Origin of the sequence: Leucobacter chromiireducens subsp. chromiireducens (assembly GCF_016758255.1) — a bacterium.
Lineage (GTDB): Bacteria > Actinomycetota > Actinomycetes > Actinomycetales > Microbacteriaceae > Leucobacter > Leucobacter chromiireducens.
Map to the genome: position 1 here is coordinate 686,899 of NZ_QYAD01000001.1, position 22,104 is coordinate 709,002.

Sequence of the window (22,104 nt, forward strand, 5' to 3'; positions counted from 1 at the left end):
CCTTGTAAAGAAAACAACCCCCATCGCAGGCACTAACGCCAATCAGAACTGCGATGAGGGTTCGAACACCAAGAAGATCCAGGAGGATCACTGATGACCGTTGTCCCTATTCTCACGCATGTTCGCGAGAACACCAACACCGCCTTCAATACGGAGATCCAAGTCGGCAGTCTCACTGTCATGGTCGAAAGTCAGAGCGTGAGGACCATCACGCCAATCGGGACGCTCACCTTCACTCCCGAACAAGCTTGCACGTATGCTGCGGCGCTCCAGGCCGTCGCTGTGCACGTCATGGAGCAGAACGAGGAGGTAGCAGCATGAGCATCTCGTCGCTGACTGTTGAGAAGCTGAACTACCTCATCGCGAAGAGCGGTCACCTGCACCAGACGCTCTCGATCGTCGCAGAAATCCCGCTCCCTACCCTTGTGCGAAAGCTCGCCGGTGAGGGTGACTTCACGGTGGGGGAGCTTGCCGGCATCACTCGCGCACTCGGGACAACAATGTCCGCTCTCTTCGCTCCGGGAACGATCAAAGAGGACAAGCCCTGCACCGTGCCCGCGTGCGTTCGTAGCACGCACCAGTATGAGAACGGGTACCGCGTTGACTACTGCCGCCTCGCCCGCATCGAGGACGAAGGTTTCAACGTGAACGGCCACCTCGACGAAAAAGACGAGTGGGCGGCATGGGTAGATCCCGACGACATTGCCGACGGGTGGGCAGGGATCGCCCAGGTGCGGAAGCTTCTGACGGCGTTCGAACAAATGCAGAGGGCCTGCGACGCGCTGAACGGCCATGCCATCGAACGCCGCACCGCGCCTGGCCAACCAGCGGCTGAGGAACTGCAAGGGGTGGGGCTGTGACTGAAATGTCGACAGACGGGATCGTCAACAAAGACCTCAGCCACTCAGCCTCTTTCACGCCACCTGGAGACAGCAGCATGACCATCAACCAGACCACCCCCGCGTCCTCCCCGCTCGACACTTTGAAAGCGCTCGCGCTCCGGAGCATCAGCCAACTCGAGTTCGTCATCGACGAGCTCGGAGGCGGCTCACCAGACGTGCCGGAATGGCTGATCGAGTTCGTCGACGGCATCCGGAAAGCGCAGTACAAGGCACTCAGCGAGCATATGGACGTAGGGGTAGACGAGTGGCTTGGTGAGCTTCGGATCTTGCCGGAAGAAGCGTTCAGATATGACGACGGCAGCCCTGTCTCGATGGCGTTCAAAAGTGAGCACGTAACCAGCGTGTTCTACCCCCGCTACGACTCTGAAGAGCGAGTCCGGAAGTCGCACCTAGAGTGCGTGGCTGAGCACGAGCGACGCTACGGGCTCCACGAACAGTTCGACAACGTGGTGCGTGGTACGAACTGGGGCCATGATGGCCCGCAGGCAAGTTAGCGCCGCCGCCGAACACACCCTCACACACTGGCTCGACCAGGTCTCACAGGGGCAGCTCCCACTCCAGGAGCTGCCCCTGTGTGTCTCCGCATGGTTCCATGCGGGCGAAGCAGCAGGGCGTGTATCTCGGCAACCTGAAATCGACCAGCTCAACCATCTCCTCGATGTGTACTGGGCGCGCGCGTTCCTCACCAATGACGAACGCCGCGAACGCATCCTGCAACGCCTCGACACAGGCCTCCAGGAAGCCGACGAGAAGGTCTGGGACCGCATCGAACAAGAGCTTGCCCAGGCAGCTGGGCAACGACAACTGAACACTCAGAACTCATTACGGGGCGGGGAACACCCGCCAGAACAAGGAGTCAACCATGACAGCAGCTCAGCACCTGAGCGCCGTCGAAGAGCAGCGTAAGCCTCATGGATACACGCCAGGCCTGTACTGCGATGTGAAGGAGCTGCTCGAACGAGGGCCACTCCAACCACCGGCCCCCGAGTATGGGCAGCGCAGCGACGGCATCGGGATCTTCTATAAGAGCGCAACGAACAGCCTCATCGGAGATCCGGAGTCCGGGAAGACCTTCATTGCGCTTACCGCGGGCGCTGACGTGCTCTTCACGGGCGGGAGCGTCCTCATCGTGGACTTGGACCACAACGGGGCGCAGGCCATCGTCTCGAGGCTTCGCGCGTTCGGAGTGCCGATCGATGTACTCATCGACCCGCTGAGATTCAGATACACCGAGGCAGACGATCCTCCCTCGATGGCGGGAGTTGTGACCGACGCGATGTCATGGCGACCTGACTTTGTGGTGATCGATTCCATCGGTGAGCTGATGCCCATGTACGGGGCAAGCAGCAACAGTGCCGATGACTTCACCCGGGTTCACTCCACCGCGATTAAGCCCTTCGTTATGGCTGGCGCGTGCGTGGTCCTCATCGATCACCAGGCCAAAGGCAACGAGTCACGTCAGTACGGGGCCACTGGGACTGCAGCGAAAAAGCGGGCGATCTCTGGTGCGCTGCTTCGCGTCACGATCGATGAACCCTTCGCGCCGGGATCGGGTGGCGCGGCCGAGATCACGCTCGTGAAAGACCGTCACGGCGGACTCCGAGCCCACTGCTCAAAGGACCGTGAACCTTTGGTGGGCCGCTTCAAAATGACCGATACCGAAGGCGCTTTGAACTGGTCTATCCGGCCACCGCTGGAGGGTGAGAAGCCGAAGCAGAGCATCAAGGTGGATGGTGCCACAGGAGAGCAGCTCCTCGAAGAACTCGACAAGCTCACCCCACCGCCAACGTCTGTGCGAGACATCAAAACACGTTGTACGTGGGGCACGGGGAAAGCGTCAGAGGCGTGGCGACTGTGGCAAGAACGAGAAGGGGTAGTGGCGTGACCGACGATCAGAACCAGGGCGTGTTCCCCGTTCCCGGATATAGGGGTGGGGAACACGGGAACAGAGGAACGAGGAACGGGGCCGGGAACAACCAAGATCGGCTCTACGAGAGTTCCGGGAACGTTCCGGGAACATCGGGGAACACCTCTGTTCCCCGTTCCCCGACCCTATATCCGGGAACAGAGGAACGAGGAACGAAAAGCGCCCCCCGAAAGCCCTACCGGGTTCAAGCAAGACCCGCTGAGTGGGGCAATGCGGACGGCACGACCAGCCCGCTCGTGAAGCTCTATGGCGGTACCCGGGCACCCGTCGCCGTTGACTACAGCGAGATCCCGCGTCTCATTGCAGAGCTCGCCGAGCTCCTCCACGAGCACCAACGAACCTCCCGGAAGGAGGAAGCATGAAGACCTACAAGAACCACCGCTGTAGCCGGCAACACCAAAAACCAGAAACCTTCATCCGCTGCGCACTCCCCACCCACACCTGGGTGAAAGGCACCGGCAGTTTCGCTCTCATCAGCTGGTGCGGACGACCAACCATCAGCCTCTGGGAGACCAACGCCGTAGCAACTGTGATCCTCGAAGATCTCAACGCGACCGGTTGCAGGAGCGGATGCCGAGGACGGCACGAGATCGTGCAAGTCGCCATTAGGCCGGAGACACGAGCGGGCGCAGCACGGGGATGAGCCACAGGCAGTACCCGGTCACAACTGACCACGCAACAACCTCAGCGCCATAAACAACCAAGGCGCGAGGCAACACGAAGCCGGCCCCAAAAGGCCGAACGAAAGGAACAAGATAGTGAGTTTCAGCACAGGAATGAGCATCACCTTCCGAAGCGAAGGCGTCACCATCCACGACAACGAAAGCCCCGACCTTGTGGAGGTCGCAGGACAGATTAAGCAGCTTCGGGACACCGCCCGCCAAGCCAGCAAGACACACAGCGCTGAACTCGCGGACATCCGACACGACCCACAGCTCAGCGACCAAGGACGAGCCGAACGCATCGCGGACGCAGAAACCGCATACGCAGCCGCACGCCGCAGCCGCATCAACGCCGAGAACCAGGTCATCGACACCAAGATCACGGAACTCGAGCGGCGCCTCGACGGGTTCGTCGGGTGCAGCGAAAACAACATCATCGCCTACCGAGACGCACAAGACCGAGCCGAAGCCGTCAGAGACAACGACCGTGCCGCAAAGGTCATGGACCGCGCACTACGCAGCAACGACCGAACACTCGCACACGCACTCTTCCGAGAAGCAGTCGAGAACCACTGGGAAGACGCACAGCGCGCCTTCACGAAAGCAAACCCCACAGTCGCAGCACTCGTCAACGACGTACAAAAGCTGCGCACACTCCGCAGCGAGTTCGGACGAGGCCTCAACTACATGTGAACACGCAACACAAAGCCACTCCTCCTGGGCAAACACCCAGGGGGAGTGGCCCCCAAGCCGTCATCTACAAGACCTCCGGTGCTTGCCGTTCTCTCTCTCCGGCATTTTTTCTTTTTTCGTGGGGGAGGTGTTGGGCTCCGTTGGGAACGTAGTTTTGGCATCGTTGTGCGGCGATTTGGGGTGTGGTGGCTTCTCTGGGGAAGACTCTCCGCTCAGCTGATGGCAACACTTAGGAGGTTTGGTGTCTCGGGGTTTGGGTTCGTGTCAACGGTTCCTGTTGGAGTCGTTCTTGTCGCATCCTGATGGTTTCGGGCTGGTGGTTACATCGGCTGCGACCACGCGTTCGGATGCGGTTTCGTTGCGTCGAGCGGCGCACACGTTGGCCTCACGTGGGCTAGTGCGAGTGGTGAGCGTGTTTGATCATGGCTCGCATCGCATGGTGATCTATTTAGTGAAGGAGTCAATCAATGGCTGAAGGTGTTTCGGCGGTACCGTCGCCGGCAGACGTGGCCGTCCGGGTCGCTGAGCGGACGTTCACACAAACTGAGGTGGACGAGATTGTTCAGAGCCGTTTGAAGAATATGAAGGCTGAGTACGAGCAGGTGCAGGCGCGTGCGGCTTCTGCGCAGGATCTAGAGTCACGCAACCAGCAGCTGGTGTCTGAGCTGTCCTCGTTGCAGTTGGAGAATTTGCGAGTGCGTATTGCTGCGGAGTTTGGCATCGGGTCGGTCGACCGCGACATTCTTCTCACTGCGACCGATGAGGGCATGTTGCGGATGCAGGCGGAGCGGTTCGCCGGTCTCGTGTCTCAACGACTCGTTGGGGGCAACCTGGCGCCCCGTGAAGGTGGCGTGGTTCAGCGGCCGGAGCCCAGCGGCGAGAGTATGCGCGAGAGCTTGAGGGAATTGTTCGATAGCGAACCGATGTGGGATTAGAGACGCAATAGACGGTTGTCTCGTTGTTCCAAACCGCTTATTGCGGGCAGGGGAGTCTCGTTTGGGGCTCCCTTTTGTGTTTCGTGGGTATGAGAGGGGCAGTGATGCTCGAGAAGGAAGATCTTGAAAGGTTGATGGCTGAGTGCCGAGAGTTCGGGTTGGCTGATGTGAAGGCGCTCGAAGCTGGGTGGAGTGATCTGGCGCAGAGGTTCCCTGGTGATGGTGCTGAGCTCATGGAGAAGCTGATGGCGTTTCTGCGGGTCGCGGCTGAGAGCACTCGTGAGATGGACCGGTTGAACGGGGAGGTGCTCTGATGGCGGATCGGTCAGTCAAGGTAACTCTCACCGCGCAGGCTCAGGGCTATATCGCAGCTATGGAGAAGGCGGCACAGGCCACCCGTGAGGCTGGCAGTGAGACGGAGAAGTTAGCCCAGAAGCAGCAGGCGTTCGAAGAGATGGGCCGTGTTGGGATGGCTTCGGGCGCGTTGCTTGCGGTCGGGCTTGGGCTCGCGTCTAAGGCGGCGATTGATTGGGACTCCGCGTGGGCTGGGGTTACGAAGACGGTTGATGGGTCGCCGGAGCAGCTGGCGCAGGTTGAGGCTGGCCTTCGCGGCTTGACGAACGTGCTGCCAGCGTCTCACACAGAGATTGCTGCTGTTGCTGAGGCTGCTGGCCAGCTTGGCATCGCGACACCGAATGTTGTGGCGTTCACCAAGACGATGATCGATCTTGGGGAGACGACGAACCTCACCGCAGAGGAAGCCGCAACGCAGCTTGCTCGGTTTGTGAACGTGATGGGTACTTCGCAGTCTCAGGTGTCGAACCTCGGCGCTGCACTGGTGGAGTTGGGAAACAACTACGCGACCACAGAGGCAGAGATCTTGTCGATGGCGCAGCGCCTTTCCGGTGCTGGTACTCAGATCGGGATGTCTGAGGGGCAGGTTCTTGGCCTGTCCACCGCCCTGTCTTCAGTCGGCATTGAGGCTGAGGCCGGCGGCTCTGCGATGTCGAAAGTCATGATCGATATTGCTTCGTCGGTTGATAAGGGTGGTGACCGGCTCGAGAAGTTCGCGTCGGTTGCTGGTATTTCGGCTGACCAGTTCGCGGCGAAGTGGCGTTCTGATCCTGGTGAGGCGCTCGCTGCGTTCGTGAGTGGTTTGGCGAATGCTGAGGCTCAGGGGAAGTCCACCTTTGGGGTGCTCGAGGAGCTCGGCATCACTGAGGTGCGAATGCGTGATGCACTCCTGCGCTCCGCGTCAGCTGCTGACCAGTTCTCGTCGGCCATGCAGATGGGCAACAGCGCCTTCGAAGAGAACACCGCGCTCGTTGACGAGGCGAACAAGCGCTATGAGACCACAGCTTCCAAGCTGGGGGTTGCGAGGAACCAGGCCGTGGATCTGGCGATCTCGTTCGGTGAGCATTTGCTGCCGGCTATCGAGTTCGCAGCTGACGGTGTTGGCCTCTTCACGAACCTTTTGTCTGGGCTCGATGGGCCTATGGGGGCCGTGGCCGCTTGGGGTGCTGTGGCGTCTGCGAGTGTGCTGCTTGGGGGTGGCGTGATGATGGCCGCGGTCCCCAAGATCGCCGCGTTCAAGGTCGCCCTGGAAACTCTGGAAGTCACATCAACCCGGGTGCTTGATGGGGTGGGTCGGGTTACTGGCATGCTCGGGAATCCGTGGGTGCTTGGCGTGACTGCTGCAGCTTCCGTTGTTGGTGTTCTTGTGGCGGAGCAGAACCGCCTCAGTAACCAGGCGAAGGCCCTTGCTGACACCCTGGACGGTGCGACGGGTGCGATCACGGAGAACTCTGAAGCGTGGGCTGCGAACGAGCTGCAGCAGCAGGGTGTGCTGTCCGCGGCGAAGCGGTTGGGGATCTCCGCGAGTGACATGACACAGGCATGGCTTGGCAACGCGGACGCACTCGAGACCGTGAATGGTCGGTTGGACAAGTTTAAGCACGATGCAGATTTCAGGCTTGAGAACGCGGACTGGAAGGGCTGGTCTGACGACCTTGCCGATGTGGGGTACGCCCTCGACGGGAGCAACAAGGTCCTTTCCGAGGCGAAGACCAGACAGCAGGAGCTCACGGAAGCAACCGGGCAGGGGAGCGCTGCTGCTGGTGACGCGGCCGACTCCGCGCAGGAACAGACTGCTTCACTTGAGGAGCTCGCTGGTGTGGCGGCGAAGACTAGTGACGAGATCTTTGATCTTGCTGACCAAATCCGCAACTTCGGTGAGGGCGCTTTCGATATGGAGGGGGCCGCGATCAAGTTGCAGGCCGAGTATCGGAAGCTCGCGGAGGCGTTTGCTGAGGGTGGGCAGTCGCTCGACATCACGACGGCTGCAGGCGCTGACACGGTGTCGATGCTGCTCGATATCGCTTCAGCAGCGAACGCTTCTGCCGGCGCAACATTCGAGATGACGGGTTCGCAGGAAGAAGCGAACAAGATTCTTGATGAGGCACGGCAGAAGATCATCGACGCCCGGGTGGCGTTGGATGAATCGCCTGAGGCTGCTGCAGCGTGGGCGGACCAGTTCCTGTCATCGTCGCAGGCGGTCTCTGAGGCTGCTGAAGCGTCGAAGGTCGCGATTGATGACATCCCTGATGAGAAGAAGATCTTCATGGATGCTGACACTGCTGCGGCGCTCGAGGGTATCGATGGGGTGCAGGTCATCCAGGTTGATGAGAAGACCGCTGTGGTTGTTGGTGAGACTGACGATGCGATGGCGAAGATCGGTGAGGTTGTCGCGAACAATCCACCGGAGAAGGTTTTGCAGATCAGTGCGGATGCGGCTGATGCGTACCGCGGTATCGATGGTGTGAACGTTCGCAAGGTGAACGGGAAGACCGCGTATGTGTGGGGCAACAACGCTGAAGCGATCAAGCATATTGAAGAGGTCAACAAGACGCAGACGCCTCGCAAGATGGTGTGGATTGGGGCTGACGATTCCGGGTTCCGCAGTGTGTGGGACTCGATTGCGGCACTGGGTCCGATCCAGAAGATCGTGAACTTCGTGAAGGGCACGAGCGCGAGCGATAACGCGAACGGCGGCATCTACGCCTACGCGAATGGGGGCATCGCGGCCTATGCCGGCGGCGGGTTCGCGACAGGGATCTACAAGGGTGGCGCCCCGATTCACAAGTTCGCTGAGCCTGAGACGGTGTGGGAGGCGTACATCTCGGGGAAGCCTGATCAGCGGGAACGCAACCGGCAGATCTGGGTTGAGACAGGCGAACGTCTCGGCATGGGAACCGGTAGCCAGGCAACGGTGTACGTGCCGACATCGGTCACTGTGAGGGACGCGGACAACCGTTTGGTGGGGACGATGGCGGTTGTTGCTGACCAGCGAATCGACGGCTATACGGAAGAACGGGCCCAGGCAGAACGCAGGGCCCGTCACTAACAAGTAGGTGCCCCTCTCCAGCTACGGCTGCGGAGGGGCACTACTCGTGTCTCTACCCTGATTAGGGCCGCGACTGCGCATCTCGCTTTCGTTGCGCTGCAGCTTGAACCCCGTCCGGAAGCAAGCTGAACAGGTCTGAGGCCCGCTGCGGCTTGGCCACTAACTCGTCAACAACCTGGTTGATGCTTCCCAGAAGCACGGGCGCCAACTCCGCATCCGCCTCATCAAGGAATAGAGCAACAGCCCCGTCATCAGATTTGCTGTGCAACACCCGATTCCCGGTATCTCGAAGTACCGTGAGGAGTTGCCACAACGGCTCACTCACCTGTGTCGATAGCAAGGCGATGCGGTCGTCAAGTCGAGAATCGGGAGGTCCGATCTCTAGAGCTTTGAGTTCAACTTCTAGAGCGGCTCTCGCCAGGGCCGCCGAAGCTCTCCGGGACACTGGCAGAACGCTCGCTGCTTCTTCGTAAAGTACCTTCGCGGCAGCATCCATCAGCTCGTGTGCGCGTTCAACGCCGGTGCGAAGGGGCGGATGGATAAGCGCTTCCTTGCGCCAGGTCGTGCGCTCGTTGCAGGATTTGCACTCGCTAGTCTTCCAATTGCTGTAAACCGCGACAGTTTTCGCTGGATCGGCCTCGACGTACTCTACGTCATCGTAGTAACGGTGTTGTGAACCATTTTCATCGTAAAAGTACAGTTCGAACCACTCGTGATGTGAGAAGGCTCCGCATCGTGCGCAGTTGAATCGATCTCGGTCCAAAGCGGGTGCGTTGTCATTCATATCTTGAGAGTACCGCGGGCGACTATTCCAGCGGAGTCAGTCCTTTAGCTCGCGCCTAAAGTACTCCAGCATCGAGTGCTTGGTAATGACACTGTTATCGCGCTGACCGTCGGATACGCTAGCCTGCTGCCTGGCTTCTGCCCACGGGGTGCCGGGTCTATGCGTCAATTCACTGAGCTCAATGCCCGAAAGGGCTCCGTAGTTGTGGAGCATTGCCTGGACTATTAGTTCAGGAAAACCGACAATCCGGGTGGATTTTCCTTGGTTCCAGGAGGACACGCTGTATTTGCCGCGATGCTGCATATACAGGTCCCAGTTAACGGGGCCGTTCTTCCAAGCATGAAAATCTTCCGCGAAGAGCGGCTCGCCGGAAATCCCTAGCGACCAACCCTGCCCGAAGAAACAAAGCTTCTGCAGCTTCATTGTGGATATAGGTCCATCGAACTTTGCGAGGATAAATGCGGCAACGTCATGGATGCTTGCGGTGCTAGCGGCCATCACTTCACCTCCTCGCCAGTGATAGTCATTCCAACAATGCTACCCGGTGAAGGAGTGCCAAAGGATATACCACGCCGGGCTGCCTCACGCCGCAACTCGTCGAGCTCGGGCTTTGTGTCCTTTGCGGCTCCAACCGTCTTAGCTAGTCCAATCCCGATTAAGAAAGCTACGGTATGAGCTACCGCGATCTCGTCCTCGGTGAATCGGCGTCTCTTTTCTCTCGTGTCGATTGATAGGACACCTCGAGGCTTATTGTCCACAATAATTGGGACGGCAAAGAACGCATGCCAGGTTGTTCCATTGGGGCGATCAACTTGGTCCTTCTCTTTCCTGACTGGGTATGGGACGCAAAGATACTGCGTGCCGCTCGCGACATCAATCAGTCGTTTCCCGTGCGGTGAGTCGGAATTGAATTCAGCTCGAGGGGTGTCCCCTCGTCCGGAGAATGATCGCCTCGTAAGGTATTGGGTGTCTCCGTCCTTGCTCTCAGATCCCTCGAGTTCGTAAACGCAGACGCGTGAGCCGCGCATTAAAAAGAGAGGCACTGCAGTTCGAACGACATTGTCGAAAAAGTCCTGCTTTGCCCGTGTGTTTCTGGGTGACGCGATGTACTGGCTCACTACCTGTAGGACTGCGTTGAGGGAATCGTTGAACTCAGACTGGGTGCTTGAGCGTTCAGTATCTGCTCTCGAAGATCTGATTTGATTCCAGGAGAGCAGCCCGACTCCGACCAGGCAGAGAAAGGCCCCTAACCAGATCGCATCTCCGCCATCCTCAACTACTTCACCGTCGCTCTTAAGTGTCAACCCATAGCTGATCAGAATCGGACCGCCGGCTACTAGCAGCGTTCCGACCACGAAACGGATCCAGTCGAGCGTCTTGCCCCCTCGGGACGTCGCTGCGTGATGGCGTCGTGACATACTCACACAGGGTACAGGATTCGCTATTGCTTCTTGGTGGTGGGCACGATCTCAAATCTCATGTGAATTCGATGTCCGCGCGAGCTTCACTCCGTCGCATCTGAGGCATCCGCCTATGGGATCATCACCGGGCAATCGCATTACGGGCACTGGGGAGCGCTGGGTGGTATCAGGCCCCTTTCGTTCATCCGCCCAGTCTGCGCGTCAACGACGGCCGCTGCGAACACGATCCCGAAATATGGATCCCTCGGTCCTCACGGATCCAGTACATGATGAGCGCACCATGCGGATCTTGTACGCCGCTACTAACCGGAACTGAGAGAGTAAGTGTGAGTTGCGATGAACTCGTTGATTGATGAGGCGGGGATTCGTTTCTTGGATTTGCCGTCCCCGAAGTTCGCAGTGACGAATGTCCCGTCTTTCATTCGCTCGTACACCCAGACGCGAGACATGCCGAGCAGCCTAGCCACCTCAGCAACTGGGTAGTGGCGCTCTACTTCTCCCGCGCGAATCGGCAGATCAACACGTGGGGTTGTGGTGGCTCTTGTTTTGGTCCAGGCGGGTGCGATGGCTGCGATTTCCTCGCGGATGATTGCTCGTAATGCTCGAGTGATTGCGTCGTCCATCGAGCAAGCGTATTTGCTCGCCTGTGGTCGCTGGGGCGGTCTAGGGTGCTGCCATGAACGATCAAGGTATAGAGGGTCTACTCGAAGCTGGGGCAGAGCTGAGCAAGTCTCTTGTGCGTTTCCTCGAGACTCTCGCTAAAGCGTGCCCTCAGCAAAACGATTCGGCGCCGGAGCGCTTGAATGTTCCGCTTGCACGTGCTGAGCCGGATGGTCCGGTGAGAGCCGATGACTTCTTGGATTTGCCCCCACGTATGGATGCAGCGACCCTTGCGGGGCTCCTGCCTGACACCTCCGCGAAGACGCTTGAGAGGTGGCGAAGTCTTGGGCAGGGGCCAACATATGTGAAATGTGCCGGCAAAATCTACTATTTGAGATCCGACGTTGTCGTTTGGATGCTGGCCAGCCGGAAGGAGAGGGCCAACAACCGATGACTCTGAAAGCTTTGGAGATTGCTTCTCCCACGGTCTGATTCTCCGCCGGCGTCACGGAACGCGGGACGCGGTCACCCTCTAATGCCAGTGGTGTAGGGAGAAACTCCGGGAATTCATGCTTATTCCTGTCAGGAATAAGCATGAGCCTGGAAGCGCTCGCGTGCGGAGCGGGTGAGCCCAGGTTGATGGGCTGGTTGGGAGGGGGGTGGGGCTTGGCGGGGCATGCTTACTCCTGTCAGGAGTAAGCATGCCCCGTTATTGCTGTCAGCAATAAGCGGGGTCTTGGAAGCGCTCGAGCGCAGGTCTATCGGCTGGCGCTGCTCGCAGGGAAGGTTTGTGGTCTGGTTGGGGCCGCTTACTCCTGACAGGAGTAAGCGGCCCCCGTTACTCCTGACAGGAGTAACGGGGCGTTGCCGCGCACTGGGATAGCGGGTATGTGGCGTCCTCAGTGGAGCGCTGCGTGAGTCTCTTCGCTTATTCCTGTCAGGAATAAGCGGGTCGAGATGCGCATGCCCCGTTATTCCTGTCAGGAATAGCGGGGCATTGGGACTGCAACTGCGCGGCCTTCCGCATCTAGAAGCATGAATGAAAATAATGAGTCCAATCAGCTTCCGATGTCGTGCGTAATTTGCGGGTCCGCTCTCTGTGCCCTTCGGTCCAAGCAAGCCGAAATGCTTGACCCCGGAACCTTCTTGTCCTGGTGCCTGGAAACTGGCGGTTATCCCGCATCTATCCCGCATATTCTTTGGTAGTTGGAATAAGGGGAAGTCATCAGAATGCAAATCTGATCTGCATAAAGCGAAGTTCTTGGCATCCCGCACAATCTCTCGATATGGTGTATTTCTAAATCGAAAGGTCACCGGATCGATGCCGGTCGGAGCCACGAAGGAATATTACACCTTCACCGAACCCCCTCGAGGCTTCTACTCGTGGGGGTTCTTTTGTTGGAGTGCTCGAGTGTTTCGCTTCCCTCTGCAGGCCGCGTGCCCTTTTGAAGCGAAACCGAAAAGTCCGTCCCGGCCGCTCCGATCGCGCGTCCCGAATCAACCCCGCATTACGATCACAACCCGCCTGGCTCAGGACTAGCGAGGCATTGCGTCGTGTTTTCTTCTAGGGGCGGGGAACTCTGGCCATGGGCATCACCACTGCCTATCGAGGAACTAACTTCTGCTCACCCCCACCGTTCCGAAGGCCTCGACACTTTTGAGAGGCTCGCTGTGAGCAGCGCTAGCGATGCAGAAATGCTCAAGACTGACGCTTTCTCCGGAAATTGACGTAGTCCGCCCTCGGTAGTACCGCTGTGGTGAAGAATGACGACTCAAGTCAGGGCAATGACTCGGCGATCCTGACCAGCGTCTCTTCGAGGGGAATCGAGTACGCAGCGAGAGCGGTTGCACATTATTCACTCGACAAGAACGGACTGAAGAGCGTCTCCCTCCCAGGCTCGGTCACACGCATTGGGGCTGGCGTGCTGTATCTCAACCAGCTCACTACGTTCGATTTCCCGCAGGGGATTGAAACGATCGACTTCAGCGCGTTTTTCGGGAATCAGTTGGAGCATCTCACCTCCCCTGAATGACTCACTGAGATTTCGATGACGGCACTCCAGGCCCACCAGCTTGAAAGTATCGTGCTCCCGAAGAGTCTGAAGCGTATTGAGGCTGGTCCTTTACGTACAGCACGTTGAAGAGCGTCGTGATACCCGCCTCAGCGGGATCGATAGGAGCCGGAGCGTTCGAAGGCAACGACGAACTTGCCCACATCTGGTTTGAAGGTGCCGCCCCGACAAGCGTGATAGCGGCCGACTCAGACGACCCGAATGAACCCCCAACATTTGGTTCAACGAGCGATGCTACGCTCCACTTTGTGTGCGGGGCGAGTGGGTTCACGTTCTCCACTTGGTTGGGATACCGAACTGCATCTGAGCGCCCAGCGAGCTTTGAACGGGGAGTGGGAGCGCAATTGAAGTTCAGCTTGTCGCCTTGGGCGGCGCTCTCACGGCGCCGGCAGCGCCTCAGCAGGACGGATTCGAATTCATTGGTTGGTCGATTTCAACTGACGGAGCTGATGTCTTCGACTACACCAGCCGAGTGATGGAAGAGATGACTCTGTATGCCACGTGGCGCGATGCCTCTGCTTCCTGCCCGGGAGTGAAGGACAACCGGTCGCCCGGAGGGCCCGTCCCTTGGGAAAAGCCGGCGGAGAAGTCAACAGTATGCTCTGCTCCTCGTGCCAGCGCTCATCGCCGTGGGTGGCGGCTTCCTGGTGTACAAGTGGATTCGAGCGAGAACGGAACTCAGTGCGTGACGCTGGCCCCGGCCACCCACCCCGGGTCTAGATCGCTTGCCGCCAGCCCCTCCGGGGCGAAGTGAATAGGCGAGCCTGGCACGAAGTGAGACCTTCGGAAAAGCGGCGGGGCACTCGAAATTGAGTGCCCCGCTGTAGGGCAGCCAGTCGTCACTTGACTTTCTGGTCAGCCGATTTCAGTGAGCCCTGAAGCGCTGAGTGGATCATAGTCGGGAGCTGAGAAGATCCTCTGCAGCTGCCGCCGTCGCACCCCAGTGTTGCTGCCCTCCATGATGGGATAAGCAATCGCGTCCAGCAAGTGGTGCAGAATCGGGAAACCAGTGTCATACGCTGTGACGCCGACAATTTTGACAAGCGCTGTGATGACTTCTACGGCAGCTTCAGAGCCGAAGATTTTCGCGTGTAGAGCGAGCTCGGGCCCGTCGGGATCCTGGGCAATGACTGCGTCGAGTGCCCGCCAAGACAGGAGACGCATGGCCTCAATCTTGCCTTTCGTGTCGGCGAGAACGTCTGATACTGCTTGGTGATCAATAATCGGCGAGAGTCCCCCGCGCGCTTCCTCGCGCGCAAAGTTGTACGCAATGGACCATGCCTGCCGTGCCGAAGCCGTCGCAAAAGCGCCAATCGAGGCGCCGCTGGCCATGAAAGCGTTGAGTGTAAGGCGAACACCGTCTCCCTCCGAACCAATGAGGTTTGCGTGAGGCACCCTCACATCCTTGAGGTGAACCCTTGTCGTGAGGCTTCCCCGCAGGCCGGGGAGGTCGTAGTATTCCTCGACCTCAATACGTCCCGCGAGTTGTTCCCGTTCCGCCACGATCACGGAGACACCCGCCTGAGTTCGGCAAGTGATGGTCATGATCTCGGGGCCATCGCCGTCCCAGCCGGGAAGATGCGACGCCCAGGCTTTGTGGCCGTTGATGACCCACTCGTCACCATCGAGCACGGCGTGTGTTCTGATGCCGGCAGCCGGCGTCTCAGCCGCGAAATTGGCGCTGCCCGTTGGCTCGCTAAATGCCATCGCCGCGACCGGGGAACCTTCATCTGCTAGGAAAGGTGAGACAAAACGAGAAATCTGCTCAGGGGTCCCTGCCTCGTAAACGGGCCCCAGCGCAATGAGTGGACCTGCGAAAGAGATGAAGAAGTCGGGTGACTCGGCGGCCCATTCTTCGATGAGGATCGCAGCGTCAACACCGTTGGAAGCCGTTCCTCCGAACGGGGCCGGGATCAACCCTCGCAAGAAACCTTCAGAAACGGCCTCGGCGAACACAGGCTGCAGCAACAGTGCCCGTGTGCGCGGGTCGCGTTCGCTTTCGACTCTTTCCATGAGTGGACGAAGCTTCGTCCGAGCGAACGAACGGGCGGCGGCTTTGAGCTGCTTCTGGTGATCGCTGAGCGTGAATGATACGGCCATCTGATTCTCCTCCTCGAGAAAGCTGAGTCACATCAGGCAGGCGACTGAAGTGACCTCTGGCCACACGCTATTTCGTATGCTTCAGCTCGGCGCGGCAGAGTATGCAGTTCTGCTGTGCAGTTTGTGCGGTTGGATGGAGCGGCGTCAGAATTTCGTGACTTCTCGACGGAACTCAATCGGCGAGGCGCCGTACATTCGCCGGAATGCCCGTGAAAACGACGCAGGGTCTTCGTAGCCCACCGCACGTGAGGCGTCTCCGACCGTGGTCTCCGAGCCTGTCAAGATCCGCGCAGCTTGCTCCATGCGAAGACGCCTGAGGGCCACTGCAAAAGTCTCTTCGCCTCCCTCGAATGCGGTGTGGAGCGTGCGAACAGACATGTGAAGTGCGTGCGCTATAGATTGAGCTGACAATGTGGGATCAGCGAGTCGACGCGACACGTGGGCGAGTATCTGAGCTCGACGAGTCACTGGGTCCGCTGCGTGTGCGGTCTGCCCGACAGACAGGAGCGCTGCTGAGACGACGGCGAGGAACGCCGACTCAAGCTCGCCGATAGATCGAGCCGGAGTGGCGCTGCCCAACTCCCAAAGCGACCGCATCGCATCCACGGCGACGGCACCCACGCCTGTTCGGTCGAATGGAAGCCCAACACCCCGTCGCTCCTGAGGTAAACGCGCATCCAGTTCGGGGTGTGGCACGCGAAAAGACAACATGCTCCAGTCCGAGCGATGTTCAAGCCGGAACGGCTCGGACGTGTCGAGCACGACGAGTTGTCCAGGTCCGGCGATGGCGTCGTTGCCTCGTTGCTGTACTCGACAGGTGCCGGTGATCTGGGCGTTTACGAAGAAGTAGGGCCCTTCAGAGGCCGACACCTCCTTGGGGCCGTGGATGGTTGTTTGTGGAACTGAATCTATCCAAGCGCGGGTCACCGTGTTCAGCGGGGCCGACACCACCCTCGACGGAAAGCCTGCGCGTGTGTTGGCCGCTTCAGGTCGCAGTTCGACGAATGTACGGCAGATGCCTTCTCGCCAGAAACTAAACTGCTCGTGTGGCGGCACGGACATCGTTTCCCAGCTCAGCATCTTTGCCCTCCTGTTTCCCGCGATTCTTGTGAGTATAGGCAGCAAAGTTTGCCGACGGGGTGTCTCGCTTTCGAGAATCGGTGTGCACCGCTCGAATGTCTTGCCTCTGGGTTAGCTTAGAAAGCATGAATCTTCTCTTGCTCTCGCTCGATCCAGGGGCTGTTCCGCAGTTTTTGGAACGGAGCACAAGCCTGGCGCCGAACGAACTGCGCATTGCCTATATTGACGATGCTGCGTACGGTATGCCGTTCGCTGCATCGGAACGTGCTGGTATCGCTGAATTCGGCTACCAGCTCATCGACGTGCGCGTGAGAGGCATGGCACCCGAAGGGTTCGCCTCGGTGCTTGACCGCGCAGACGCAGTGTACGTTGCGAGTGGCGAGACATTCCTGTTGCTCGACGCTCTGCGTTCGAGCGGCGCCGCTGAGGTGCTTTCCGAACGCGTGCACGCGGGGTTGCCGTACATCGGCTGCAGTGCAGGAGCGATCGTTGCTGGGGAGTCAGTCACGCCAGTGGAGCTCATGGACAACCGCTCACTTGCGCCGGACCTTGAAGGTGATGCTGGGCTAGCTTTCTTCGAGTCCGTGATTATTCCGCACGCGGACGGAAAGCTGCCTCCGTATCCGGCCGAACTGATCGCGCGGATCGTTGAGCAGTTCGGTGAGAATTTTTCGCTGACGCTCCTCGAGGATGCCCAGGCATTGCAGGTTTTGGACGGCGTCCCCGAAGTGATTCCCTCAGAAACGAGCTACTGAGCAAGAGCCCCAGCATGGATGATCGAATTGACAGGTTCTTGGTGAGTCTTGAAGAAGACGGGGACGAGCGTTTTTCTGTCGTCACAGGGCTGCGTGACATGGTCCGCTCCACGTTCCCGAGTGCGGAAGAAATGTTTAAGTATGGCGGCCTGCACTACCTGCGCGATGGGGTACCGTTCGCCGGGATCTACGCGTATAAGAAACACGTAAGCGTGGAGATCAACGGCGCAGCACACCTTGCAAACCCGCACGGGCACCTCGTGGGTGCGGGCGGAGGATCGGGCCGGAAGCACGTGCGACTCACGCACGTCACCGACATTTCTGAGAAGCGCGTGGCTGACTACCTTGCGCTGGCGTGGGAGATGCTCTGAGGCGTTCCGCCTGGGGTCGTGGGGCAGTTCCTGAACTGCCCCCCCCCGGATCGGGGTCAGTTGGGCACGGTGTCGGCGGATTGAGACTCACGACACCCTGCCGAACTGACCCGGATCCGGGGAGGGACGCGGGAGCGGGAGTGGGAGTGGCGTGCGGCTACGGCGTGCTGCACGAAGCGCACACCCCGAGGTAGGTCACCTCGACCCCGATGATGGTCATGCCCGTCCCGTGAGCACTATCTGCGGACTGGACGTGGCCAGTGGGCTCTGAAGCCGGCACGTCCACCACGCGGCCGCAGCGCACGCACTGCACGTGGTGGTGGGCGTGCTCGTCGGCAATCTCGTAGAGCGCGGCGTTCGATGCGGGCGGGCTGATGCGCTGCAGGATGCCCGCCCCGGCGAGGTCTTGCACGATGTTGTGCACCGACTGCGGGGTGAGGGACGGAAGCTGGGCAGACAGGCCGCGATGAATGTCCGCCGCCGAGCTGTGCGGGTGCGCGGCGAGAAACGCGAGCGTAGCCTCACGGCCTGCGGTGACCCGCAGACCGTGAGCGCGCAGCTGACGTGCGTGAGGAGCAGTGGCGTCCAGGGCTACGCCTCCTGGGTGATGCGGTCCTCCGGATTGAGTGCTCGGAACACGAGCCCCGCGAGCAGACCACCGAGCAGCGGCGCGAGCAGGTATAGCCAGAAGTTCGACCAGGCGAAGGTGCCGTTGAGCGCGAGCCCGAGCGCGACCGCCGGGTTGAACCCGCCCCCGCTCACCGGCCCGACTGCGAGCGCGCCGACGAGCACCGTGCCGCCGATCGCGAGGCCGTAAAAGGAATTGTTCGGATGGTCGCGCGAGGTCGCTACGTTGAGCACCACCGTCACCAGCGTGAACGTCACCACAAGCTCAGCGATGAAGGCGGGCAGCAGTTCGACTTCGACCGCTGCGGTTGCGCGTGGAACAACGAGCGCCGCCAGTGCGACCGCGAGCGCGGCTCCGATCGCCTGGCCCAGCACGTAGAACGCGAAGTCGCGGAGGCCGAGTGCGCCACGCACCAGGGCGCCGAGCGACACGGCGGGGTTGAAGTGTCCGCCCGAGATATGACCAAATGCGTAGACCAGCACCATCAGGGCGAGGCCCACCGCAAACGGAGTGAGCGCCCCGGCATTCGCGATCGCGGTGATGATGGCAAACACGAACAAGAACGTGCCGAGGGTTTCGGCGGCGACATTGCGGACGGCAGTGAGCACGGGAACAGGCTTTCTCTCGGGCGTGAACCACCCGGCGGAGACCGGAGCGATTCATCAGATGATTACCCGTGAACAGTAGCCAGCGGCACGAAACTGGCCGATCGGCGAATTTTCAGCTTGGGATCGATCCCGCTCGAAAGTCGCTCCCGAACTGGGAAAATGTTTCCTGAGAGGATGGAAAAGTGCCGCTAGTGAAGCGGTGCACTGAACTCAAGGACCAGCGACGCGACGGGCTGGGGGCTCTTGATGATGGCCTCGTGTCCACGCCCATCGATCTCGTCCATGCGTGAGTGAGGGATTGCGTCGGCTACCTCACGCACCCAGCCTCGCGGGCAGACACGGTCCGTCTCCCCGCGCAGCACGAGCGTGGGGGTGGTGAGCCGCGGGCAAATGAGTTCGAGGCGGTGGTGCAACATGAAGCGCAGTTTCGCGATGAACCAGCGGGGGCTGGTGTGGAGGTACTCCCAGAGCCCGGTAAAGATGACTTTTGGGGTCTCGCCTGCGAGGTCCTGCAGCATCCGCAGAGACTGCCGTACCGCGGTGCGCTCGTGCCGGTTCACCGTCGGGGCGATCAGCACGAGGCCGGCCACGAGATCCGGATGGTGGAGCGCGACTTCGGCGACGATCTGCGTGCCCATCGAGTGCCCCACCAGGATCACTCGGCCGGGAGCCTCCGCCCGGATGAATTGCGCGACCCGCTCGCCGGTCTCCTCCAGGGTTGTCTCGCTGCCCGGCTCAGGGGAGTCCCCGAATCCGGGGAGATCGACCGCAAGCACGCGCCCGTGGCCCGCGAGTTCCTCTGCCACTCCGGCGAATGTGACGCGCCCCATGCCGATCCCGTGGATGAGCACAAAGGTTTGGCCTGCGGGCCCAGGGGTGTCGGTGAACGCCATTTCGAACTCGTCCGTGCGATAGCGCCGTTCCATCCCGCTCATGCTGTTCACCCTAGCGAACCGAAGCCCGCGGAGACGCGGGGTGACGCGGGGTGACGGAGGAGACTGCAACCTTCTGAAGTGACTTGCTACGGTGGAGGGGATGAGCGACGCGAGCCCCGAGCAGAGTCCCGAGACCGGCCCCATCGCGGTGGGCGGATCGCTGGCGCGACCCGCGCGCACGTACACGACCGGGCCCGTCACGCGAACGTTGCGCTGGGTGGCGGTCGGCATCATGGCCGCCACGATCGTGGCGACGCTCGTGAGCTACCCTCATTTGCCCGAGGAGATTCCCGTGCACTTTGGGATTACCGGGCAGGCCGATGGCTGGGGCCCGAGGTCGAGCATCTTTCTGGTGCTCGGCATTGGTGCTGCAGTGATTCTCGGCGTGGCGTGGGTGTCGCGTCACCCCGCCTGGTTCAACTACCTCGCGGTCATCACCGAATCGAACGCGCAGGAGCAGTATCGCAATGGCGAGCAGATGATGGTCGGCGTGCTGTTGTGTTCTTCGGTGCTCTTCGCCGGAATTCCGCTCAGCACCGTCGCGAATCTGAACTTCGGTTGGCTTGTCGCGGCGGCCGGAATTGGCATGGTGGCTTCGGTGATTGTCGGGATCGCGAGGATGATCCGCCTCCCTTGATTCGCTCGCGGCGCACCGTGGGGCGGAAACCTACTCGGTGTCGTACGCCGCGAACACAGGGAAGTCGGGCGCCCGGGACTCGAGCGCCTGCCACTCGCCCAGAAACGCGGCGCGCGCCGCGACCGGCGGCCAAGGCGCCGTGCGTAGTTCAGGCGGAAGTAGCGGGTCTTGCGCGAGCGCGCGATCCAATCCCTCGGCGAGCATGAGTGCGCGCGCGGCGACATCGATCGGGCGGTCCGTGCCCGGGTCTGGCGAGGCGAGCACAGCCTCGAGCTCGGCGTAGGCGGCTACTGTCGGTGCCGCCGGCCAGAGCCGCTCGGCGATCGCCCGTGCGTCTGCGCAGCCCGGCACCTCGAGGGCTGCGCTCGTTGCGGTCATGAGGAACTCGGCCACGAGCTCGGGGGTGACCATGTGTTCGAGCTCTGGTCGCAGCTCGTGCGGAGAAACGTACACGCCCGGGACGAGCTGCGCTGCACCCAGCGTGGTGAGTGCGCCGCGCAGTGCGTCTCGCTCGGCACGTCGCGCCTCGGGCACCGTGAAAGCGTGGATGTGCCACAGCCCATCCCACGGGGCGCTTCCCGCGTCATGGGCGAACGCGAACGCGAGGAGTCGCGCCTCGAGTCGCACGCGTTCGGCGCCGCTGACGGTGCGCTCGAGCGTGCCGGCCCGGCCGCGTCCGAGCTGACGGAGCTCACCCACAGCCTGCATGCGCCGGATAGTGAGCCGAACGGTCTGTTCGGAGAGGCCGACTGCAAGCCCGAGGTCGTACACCGTGGCAAGCTCGGCGGTGCCGGCCGGTGAGAAGCAGCCCTCGATCACCGTGCGTGCTGACACGGCAATTGCGTGCGGGGCCGGGCGATCCTGATCCTGATCCTGATCCGTGATCACGCCGCGGCCTCCGGAGCGTTGGCGCGCGACGCAGGCGCGTGAGCGGCATCCCCTCGGTGGGGGAGCGACGTTCCCTCCCACGGGTATCCGTGGCGTGTGAAGGCGGCGGCGATTGCGGTGCGGCCGCCCTCGACGTCGTCGTGGAACAGGACTCGGCCCGCTTCCGACTCGATCCGCACCTTGCCGCCGGTGCGGTACACCCCGCCGACGAGTTCGCGGGCGATGGTGCGAGCGTCATCCCCCGTCTGCACGATGATGCGCTCGTCACTGATGGTGAGAGTGGCGCTCTCGTGTGTGATGACGAGGGCGATCACGAGACCCACGGCGCCCAACACTGCGGGGCGGCCGAACACCATAGCCGGGGCATCAAATGAGGCGAGGAACTTGAGCACGTCGAGGTAGGGCAGGGGCCAGCTGGCTACGTACTGCAGGAGCCAGGGCAGGACGAATCCGAGGAGCACGCCTGCGCCCACGCAGAACAGCCACACGACCGCCTTGGTGCCGGGCGTCATCGTGAGCACGGTGGGAGTGCGAGTGTCGGACATGTGGGCCCTTTCGTGTGGCGCGGGGTGAGGTGATTGCCAATCTATCACAATTGACACGGTCGTTTAATTCTAGATACTTTGTTGATGTGTCGGGAGGATCTGAGCTCCCACCGAACCAAACGGAGGCGCACAGTGCACAGCTCGTTCCCCGCAGGAAT

At 60.7% G+C, this 22,104-nt stretch carries 26 protein-coding genes; 15 read left to right on the forward strand and 11 right to left on the reverse strand.

What is annotated here, in order from left to right; translation table 11 throughout:
• Nucleotides 1-93 precede the first annotated feature (93 nt).
• The 10 genes from D3226_RS03140 (at nucleotide 94) to D3226_RS03185 (ending at nucleotide 8,522) form a co-directional block, all read left to right on the forward strand.
• On the forward strand, nucleotides 94-321 hold the full coding sequence (locus tag D3226_RS03140; RefSeq protein ID WP_202380939.1) for a hypothetical protein: 228 nt from the start codon (nucleotides 94-96) through the stop codon (nucleotides 319-321).
• The gene (locus D3226_RS03145) at nucleotides 318-860 is read left to right on the forward strand and encodes a hypothetical protein (RefSeq protein WP_202380940.1); all 543 of its coding nucleotides are present in this window, start codon (nucleotides 318-320) and stop codon (nucleotides 858-860) included. The genes D3226_RS03140 and D3226_RS03145 overlap by 4 nt, the downstream gene beginning before the upstream one ends.
• Nucleotides 857-1,396 (forward strand): hypothetical protein, encoded by a 540-nt coding sequence (locus D3226_RS03150; RefSeq protein ID WP_202380941.1) that lies wholly within the window; start codon nucleotides 857-859, stop codon nucleotides 1,394-1,396. Before D3226_RS03145 ends, D3226_RS03150 begins: the two co-directional genes overlap by 4 nt.
• Entirely contained in the window at nucleotides 1,374-1,808 is a 435-nt protein-coding gene (locus D3226_RS03155; RefSeq protein ID WP_202380942.1) for a hypothetical protein, read from the forward strand. Before D3226_RS03150 ends, D3226_RS03155 begins: the two co-directional genes overlap by 23 nt.
• On the forward strand, nucleotides 1,765-2,787 hold the full coding sequence (locus D3226_RS03160) for an AAA family ATPase (protein ID WP_202380943.1): 1,023 nt from the start codon (nucleotides 1,765-1,767) through the stop codon (nucleotides 2,785-2,787). Before D3226_RS03155 ends, D3226_RS03160 begins: the two co-directional genes overlap by 44 nt.
• A gap of 400 nt (nucleotides 2,788-3,187) precedes the next feature.
• Entirely contained in the window at nucleotides 3,188-3,472 is a 285-nt protein-coding gene (locus D3226_RS03165; RefSeq protein WP_202380944.1) for a hypothetical protein, read from the forward strand.
• A 115-nt stretch (nucleotides 3,473-3,587) separates the two neighbouring features.
• Nucleotides 3,588-4,184 carry a hypothetical protein gene (locus D3226_RS03170; RefSeq protein WP_202380945.1) on the forward strand — a complete coding sequence of 199 codons (597 nt, stop codon included), beginning with the start codon at nucleotides 3,588-3,590 and terminating at the stop codon, nucleotides 4,182-4,184.
• 467 nt (nucleotides 4,185-4,651) lie between these two features.
• Complete coding sequence (locus D3226_RS03175; protein WP_202380946.1) at nucleotides 4,652-5,119, forward strand: hypothetical protein; 468 nt, start codon at nucleotides 4,652-4,654, stop codon at nucleotides 5,117-5,119.
• 104 nt (nucleotides 5,120-5,223) lie between these two features.
• On the forward strand, nucleotides 5,224-5,433 hold the full coding sequence (locus D3226_RS03180) for a hypothetical protein (protein WP_202380947.1): 210 nt from the start codon (nucleotides 5,224-5,226) through the stop codon (nucleotides 5,431-5,433).
• Complete coding sequence (locus D3226_RS03185) at nucleotides 5,433-8,522, forward strand: phage tail tape measure protein (RefSeq protein WP_202380948.1); 3,090 nt, start codon at nucleotides 5,433-5,435, stop codon at nucleotides 8,520-8,522. Before D3226_RS03180 ends, D3226_RS03185 begins: the two co-directional genes overlap by 1 nt.
• A gap of 61 nt (nucleotides 8,523-8,583) precedes the next feature.
• Here the strand turns inward: D3226_RS03185 and D3226_RS03190 are convergent, their stop codons facing one another.
• The 4 genes from D3226_RS03190 to D3226_RS03205 form a co-directional block, all read right to left on the reverse strand.
• The gene (locus D3226_RS03190) at nucleotides 8,584-9,306 is read right to left on the reverse strand and encodes a DUF4145 domain-containing protein (RefSeq protein WP_202380949.1); all 723 of its coding nucleotides are present in this window, start codon (nucleotides 9,304-9,306) and stop codon (nucleotides 8,584-8,586) included.
• A gap of 36 nt (nucleotides 9,307-9,342) precedes the next feature.
• Complete coding sequence (locus D3226_RS03195; RefSeq protein WP_202380950.1) at nucleotides 9,343-9,804, reverse strand: Panacea domain-containing protein; 462 nt, start codon at nucleotides 9,802-9,804, stop codon at nucleotides 9,343-9,345.
• Entirely contained in the window at nucleotides 9,804-10,661 is an 858-nt protein-coding gene (locus tag D3226_RS14855) for a GAF domain-containing protein (protein WP_202380951.1), read from the reverse strand. The genes D3226_RS03195 and D3226_RS14855 overlap by 1 nt, the downstream gene beginning before the upstream one ends.
• 368 nt (nucleotides 10,662-11,029) lie before the next feature.
• Nucleotides 11,030-11,350: a helix-turn-helix domain-containing protein gene (locus tag D3226_RS03205; protein ID WP_202380952.1), complete on the reverse strand. Its 321-nt coding sequence runs from the start codon at nucleotides 11,348-11,350 to the stop codon at nucleotides 11,030-11,032.
• Between the two features lie 1,734 nt (nucleotides 11,351-13,084).
• Here D3226_RS03205 and D3226_RS14605 point away from each other — a divergent pair.
• Together D3226_RS14605 and D3226_RS15140 are read left to right on the forward strand one after the other, a co-directional pair.
• Entirely contained in the window at nucleotides 13,085-13,360 is a 276-nt protein-coding gene (locus D3226_RS14605) for a leucine-rich repeat protein (RefSeq protein WP_202380953.1), read from the forward strand.
• Nucleotides 13,361-13,742: 382 nt separating this feature from the next.
• On the forward strand, nucleotides 13,743-14,153 hold the full coding sequence (locus D3226_RS15140; protein ID WP_420029088.1) for an InlB B-repeat-containing protein: 411 nt from the start codon (nucleotides 13,743-13,745) through the stop codon (nucleotides 14,151-14,153).
• Between the two features lie 101 nt (nucleotides 14,154-14,254).
• Here D3226_RS15140 and D3226_RS03220 read toward each other — a convergent pair whose 3' ends face one another.
• Together D3226_RS03220 and D3226_RS03225 are read right to left on the reverse strand one after the other, a co-directional pair.
• On the reverse strand, nucleotides 14,255-15,499 hold the full coding sequence (locus tag D3226_RS03220; protein WP_202380955.1) for an acyl-CoA dehydrogenase family protein: 1,245 nt from the start codon (nucleotides 15,497-15,499) through the stop codon (nucleotides 14,255-14,257).
• Between the two features lie 144 nt (nucleotides 15,500-15,643).
• Nucleotides 15,644-16,579 (reverse strand): AraC family transcriptional regulator, encoded by a 936-nt coding sequence (locus tag D3226_RS03225; protein WP_202380956.1) that lies wholly within the window; start codon nucleotides 16,577-16,579, stop codon nucleotides 15,644-15,646.
• Nucleotides 16,580-16,704: 125 nt separating this feature from the next.
• Between D3226_RS03225 and D3226_RS03230 the strand changes: the two genes are divergently transcribed.
• A complete protein-coding gene (locus tag D3226_RS03230; RefSeq protein WP_202380957.1) occupies nucleotides 16,705-17,334 on the forward strand; it encodes a Type 1 glutamine amidotransferase-like domain-containing protein in 630 nt (209 codons plus the stop codon).
• A 14-nt stretch (nucleotides 17,335-17,348) separates the two neighbouring features.
• Nucleotides 17,349-17,705, forward strand: coding sequence for a DUF1801 domain-containing protein (locus D3226_RS03235; RefSeq protein WP_202380958.1), 357 nt, complete (start codon nucleotides 17,349-17,351; stop codon nucleotides 17,703-17,705).
• Between the two features lie 157 nt (nucleotides 17,706-17,862).
• On the opposite strand, the gene D3226_RS03240 is transcribed toward D3226_RS03235, so the two are convergent.
• The 3 genes from D3226_RS03240 to D3226_RS03250 form a co-directional block, all read right to left on the reverse strand.
• A complete protein-coding gene (locus D3226_RS03240; RefSeq protein WP_337248911.1) occupies nucleotides 17,863-18,405 on the reverse strand; it encodes a Fur family transcriptional regulator in 543 nt (180 codons plus the stop codon).
• A complete protein-coding gene (locus tag D3226_RS03245; protein WP_202380959.1) occupies nucleotides 18,297-18,941 on the reverse strand; it encodes an aquaporin in 645 nt (214 codons plus the stop codon). The genes D3226_RS03240 and D3226_RS03245 overlap by 109 nt, the downstream gene beginning before the upstream one ends.
• 188 nt (nucleotides 18,942-19,129) lie before the next feature.
• Nucleotides 19,130-19,876, reverse strand: a complete 747-nt coding sequence (locus D3226_RS03250) for an alpha/beta fold hydrolase (RefSeq protein ID WP_202380960.1) — start codon at nucleotides 19,874-19,876, stop codon at nucleotides 19,130-19,132.
• 100 nt (nucleotides 19,877-19,976) lie between these two features.
• Here D3226_RS03250 and D3226_RS03255 point away from each other — a divergent pair, with 100 nt between their 5' ends.
• Nucleotides 19,977-20,513, forward strand: a complete 537-nt coding sequence (locus tag D3226_RS03255) for a DUF1648 domain-containing protein (protein WP_202380961.1) — start codon at nucleotides 19,977-19,979, stop codon at nucleotides 20,511-20,513.
• A 30-nt stretch (nucleotides 20,514-20,543) separates the two neighbouring features.
• Here the strand turns inward: D3226_RS03255 and D3226_RS03260 are convergent, their stop codons facing one another.
• Nucleotides 20,544-21,401 carry a PaaX family transcriptional regulator gene (locus D3226_RS03260; RefSeq protein WP_202380962.1) on the reverse strand — a complete coding sequence of 286 codons (858 nt, stop codon included), beginning with the start codon at nucleotides 21,399-21,401 and terminating at the stop codon, nucleotides 20,544-20,546.
• Nucleotides 21,398-21,946, reverse strand: coding sequence for a YqeB family protein (locus tag D3226_RS03265; RefSeq protein WP_202380963.1), 549 nt, complete (start codon nucleotides 21,944-21,946; stop codon nucleotides 21,398-21,400). The genes D3226_RS03260 and D3226_RS03265 overlap by 4 nt, the downstream gene beginning before the upstream one ends.
• Between the last annotated feature and the right edge of the window lie 158 nt (nucleotides 21,947-22,104).

Bases quoted from the DNA above. Each gene is read 5' to 3' on its own strand.
- D3226_RS03140 (WP_202380939.1), top strand. From the start codon at position 94: ATGACCGTTGTCCCTATTCTCACGCATGTTCGCGAGAACACCAACACC.
- D3226_RS03145 (WP_202380940.1), top strand. From the start codon at position 318: ATGAGCATCTCGTCGCTGACTGTTGAGAAGCTGAACTACCTCATCGCG.
- D3226_RS03155 (WP_202380942.1), top strand. From the start codon at position 1,374: ATGATGGCCCGCAGGCAAGTTAGCGCCGCCGCCGAACACACCCTCACA.
- D3226_RS03160 (WP_202380943.1), top strand. From the start codon at position 1,765: ATGACAGCAGCTCAGCACCTGAGCGCCGTCGAAGAGCAGCGTAAGCCT.
- D3226_RS03165 (WP_202380944.1), top strand. From the start codon at position 3,188: ATGAAGACCTACAAGAACCACCGCTGTAGCCGGCAACACCAAAAACCA.
- D3226_RS03175 (WP_202380946.1), top strand. From the start codon at position 4,652: ATGGCTGAAGGTGTTTCGGCGGTACCGTCGCCGGCAGACGTGGCCGTC.
- D3226_RS03180 (WP_202380947.1), top strand. From the start codon at position 5,224: ATGCTCGAGAAGGAAGATCTTGAAAGGTTGATGGCTGAGTGCCGAGAG.
- D3226_RS03185 (WP_202380948.1), top strand. From the start codon at position 5,433: ATGGCGGATCGGTCAGTCAAGGTAACTCTCACCGCGCAGGCTCAGGGC.
- D3226_RS03190 (WP_202380949.1), bottom strand. From the start codon at position 9,306: ATGAATGACAACGCACCCGCTTTGGACCGAGATCGATTCAACTGCGCA.
- D3226_RS03195 (WP_202380950.1), bottom strand. From the start codon at position 9,804: ATGGCCGCTAGCACCGCAAGCATCCATGACGTTGCCGCATTTATCCTC.
- D3226_RS03205 (WP_202380952.1), bottom strand. From the start codon at position 11,350: ATGGACGACGCAATCACTCGAGCATTACGAGCAATCATCCGCGAGGAA.
- D3226_RS03220 (WP_202380955.1), bottom strand. From the start codon at position 15,499: ATGGCCGTATCATTCACGCTCAGCGATCACCAGAAGCAGCTCAAAGCC.
- D3226_RS03225 (WP_202380956.1), bottom strand. From the start codon at position 16,579: ATGCTGAGCTGGGAAACGATGTCCGTGCCGCCACACGAGCAGTTTAGT.
- D3226_RS03230 (WP_202380957.1), top strand. From the start codon at position 16,705: ATGAATCTTCTCTTGCTCTCGCTCGATCCAGGGGCTGTTCCGCAGTTT.
- D3226_RS03235 (WP_202380958.1), top strand. From the start codon at position 17,349: ATGGATGATCGAATTGACAGGTTCTTGGTGAGTCTTGAAGAAGACGGG.
- D3226_RS03250 (WP_202380960.1), bottom strand. From the start codon at position 19,876: ATGAGCGGGATGGAACGGCGCTATCGCACGGACGAGTTCGAAATGGCG.
- D3226_RS03255 (WP_202380961.1), top strand. From the start codon at position 19,977: ATGAGCGACGCGAGCCCCGAGCAGAGTCCCGAGACCGGCCCCATCGCG.
- D3226_RS03265 (WP_202380963.1), bottom strand. From the start codon at position 21,946: ATGTCCGACACTCGCACTCCCACCGTGCTCACGATGACGCCCGGCACC.